Annotated in this window: 3 protein-coding genes; 2 read left to right on the top strand and 1 reads right to left on the bottom strand. The window is 75.5% G+C overall.

Annotated features, from left to right (window positions below; genetic code table 11):
- The first annotated feature begins 177 nt into the window (after positions 1–177).
- Positions 178–1011, top strand: a complete 834-nt coding sequence (locus ACFU6K_RS36170; protein ID WP_380670458.1) for a hypothetical protein — start codon at positions 178–180, stop codon at positions 1009–1011.
- 73 nt (positions 1012–1084) lie between these two features.
- Here the strand turns inward: ACFU6K_RS36170 and ACFU6K_RS36165 are convergent, their stop codons facing one another.
- Positions 1085–1291: a hypothetical protein gene (locus tag ACFU6K_RS36165; protein WP_380670456.1), complete on the bottom strand. Its 207-nt coding sequence runs from the start codon at positions 1289–1291 to the stop codon at positions 1085–1087.
- Between the two features lie 269 nt (positions 1292–1560).
- On the opposite strand from ACFU6K_RS36165, the gene ACFU6K_RS36160 reads away from it, so the two are divergent.
- On the top strand, positions 1561–2589 hold the full coding sequence (locus ACFU6K_RS36160; RefSeq protein ID WP_380670454.1) for a DUF4232 domain-containing protein: 1029 nt from the start codon (positions 1561–1563) through the stop codon (positions 2587–2589).
- Positions 2590–2633: the final 44 nt, after the last annotated feature.

The raw sequence follows: 2633 nt of genomic DNA, 5'->3' as shown, positions 1-2633 counted from the left end.
GGATGCCCGCCGCCCGCTTTTCTCCGCTTTTCTCCAGGGAGGAGAAGAATTCCGATGGCGATGCCACCGCGGGGACGCGCCCCGCTCGTTCTCACCGTTCTGGCCGTGGCCGTGGGTTCCCTTTCCGCCTGTTCCGGCGGAGGCCAGGCGAATTCCGGCCCGCCGCCGATGGGGCAGGTGCCGGTCATCGACCGGCCGGAGCAGATCGCCCTTCCCCTCGACGGCTACAAGCCGACCGCCGAGCAGGCCGTGACGATCAGTCGCGCCTCGCACCTCGTCACGGCCCGCTGCATGAAGGACTTCGGCCTCCAGGCCCCGGAGGAGAGCTACGACGCCTTCGCCCAGGCGGCGACGGCGGCCCGGGAACGGACCCAGCTCTACGGGTACTTCGCCCCCGCGAAGGCGGCCGAGAAGGGATACGACCGCAACCAGGTCATCCCCGACTCCACCCTCTCCCCGGACGTCACCTCGGTGCTCTACGGAGCGGACTCCGCGGGGAAGCCGGTCACGAGTTTCAACGGCAGGCCGGTGCCGAAGGGCGGCTGTTGGCAGGCCGGCGCGGACGCGCTCGGCGGGCCGCCGCCGGTGCCGGGCACCGCGCAGGGCCTGCCCGACAAGGGCCCCCGGATCCCCCTCACCGACCCGCGCCTGACCGCCGCGTACGCGCAGTGGAGCGCGTGCATGAAGGAGAAGGGCTACAGCTACGCCAACCCGGCGGACGCCTACAGCGACCGCAGGTGGGGCGCGGCGGGAGCAACCCCCGCGGCGGGCACCACCCCCGCGGCCGCGACGCCGGCCCCGCGCAGCCCGGACGAGGTGCCGACGGCCGAGGCCGACATCGCCTGCAAGCTCTCCCTGAACACGGTCGGCCGGCTCGTCGCGGTGGAGACCGCCTACGACAACCAGTACATCGCGAGGAACGCCGACGCCCTGCGGAGCTTCGTCCAGCAGTTGAGCGCGCGGACGCAGCGGGCCCAGGCCGTCATCGCGCAGGACGGCGCCGCCGGTTAGGGACGGTCTTCGGGGGCCGGAGCCGGTACGGGAAGTCGGCCGGTCCGACTTCCTATGCAAGGGCCCACGTGGGTTACGCGCTGCCGCCCCTGCCGCGCAGGAGGTCCGCGATGCGCGCGTCGACCTGCTCGCGGTCGTAGCCCCGCCACCTGATCGTGAACGTCGGCACGGGCGGCAGTGAGACGGCCCCGGACAGGGCTCTGAGGTAGTGGTCGACCTGCTCGCGGTCGTAGCCGCGCCGGACCAGGTCGAAGCCGCGGAACTCCGGTGCTGCGGACACCTCGCGGGTCCTCCGATCTCTGACGACCGCTCGCCCGGGCCCCAGGGGTCGGGGCCGGTGAGCGGGGTGGCGTGTGAAGGGTGTCAGGCTTCCTGATCTTGCCATGGGGATTGCGTCGGGAGCCGGGGGACGGAGAATCCCGGTGGAAGCAGGAGTGGTCCCTCCAGTTCCCCGGGCGCCGGCCGGGAGGCGCGGACCGTGGCAGGACTGTTGCCCGCGACGTGGCGCAGCTCACTGCCGTCCGGCGCGGGGCGTGATCGACTCGCCCGATGCGCCAGCCCTTCCCGCCCCGCCGCCCGCTGACGGCCCGGCACCCCGCCGCCACCGCCGTGGCCGCCGCCACCGCCGCGCTCCTGCTCGCGGGCTGCGGCACCGCGACGACCGCGGCCTCCGGCGGTGGCCCGGAGGGCTCCGGCGGTCCCGGGCCGTGCGGCAGCCCGCCGCCGAGTGCGCCCGGCGTGCCGCAGCCGACCGCGCTCGCCCAGGGCGGGGCGCGGATCACCGTCGTCGGCCGCACCTGCTTCGAGTACGAGGTGACCAACCCGAACAGCGAACCGTACGACTACACCGTGGTGTTCAACGGCCCCGATCCGGACCGGGGCGCGATGGTGTTCGGCGGCCCGGGCGGGGGAGGGAACCTCACCCGGACCGTCACCGGGCTCGCCCCCGGCGCCACCGAGAAGGGGCGGATCGACCTCCTGGCCACGCCCGGTGCGGCCGGGTCGGGCTCCCGCCCGGGCGCCCCCACCCCGGACCGGCCCGGCGCCGGCGACCGCCCGCCGAAGCCGGAGCTCCTCACCGTCCGCAGCGTGCCCACCGCCGAGGCGCCCAGTGCCGACGGCCCCTGCCCGCCCTCCGGCCTGCGGCTGTACGCCGACGAGGGCAGCGCCGCGATGGGCCTGCGCGCGGTCGGCCTGCACCTGCGCAACTGCGGCACCGCCGCCGTCACCCTCGACGGCTACCCGCAGGTGCAGCCGCTCGACCTCGACCACAAGCCCCTCGACGGCGTGCGGATCCTGCGCGGCGGCGCCGAGATCGCCTCCGGCACCGGCGCGGACAACCCGCCGCAGAAGATCGCCCTCGGCCCGGGGGAGGGTGCCCGCGCCACCCTGGTGTGGCGCAACACCACCGAGGCCGGCGCCGGCGACCCGCAGAACGCGCCCTACGTCCGGGTGCGCGCCACCGCCGACGCGGCCCCCGTGATGGTCGTCCCGGAGCTCGACCTCGGCACCACCGGCCGCCTCGGCGCCGGCGCCTGGGCCAGGGAGGACACCGCCGCCCAGCCGACACCCCGCTGACCGCCAGGTGCGAAAAGGACGGCCCGGCACGCTCCCCCGTGGCG

This window comes from Kitasatospora sp. NPDC057512 (assembly GCF_042802135.1).
Lineage (GTDB): Bacteria > Actinomycetota > Actinomycetes > Streptomycetales > Streptomycetaceae > Kitasatospora.
Note: the sequence above shows the minus strand (reverse complement) of the source record. Positions and strands in the feature narration are given on the sequence as shown.

Excerpts from the sequence above, each read along its gene's own strand:
- ACFU6K_RS36160 (WP_380670454.1), top strand. The coding sequence starts at position 1,561 with ATGCGCCAGCCCTTCCCGCCCCGCCGCCCGCTGACGGCCCGGCACCCC.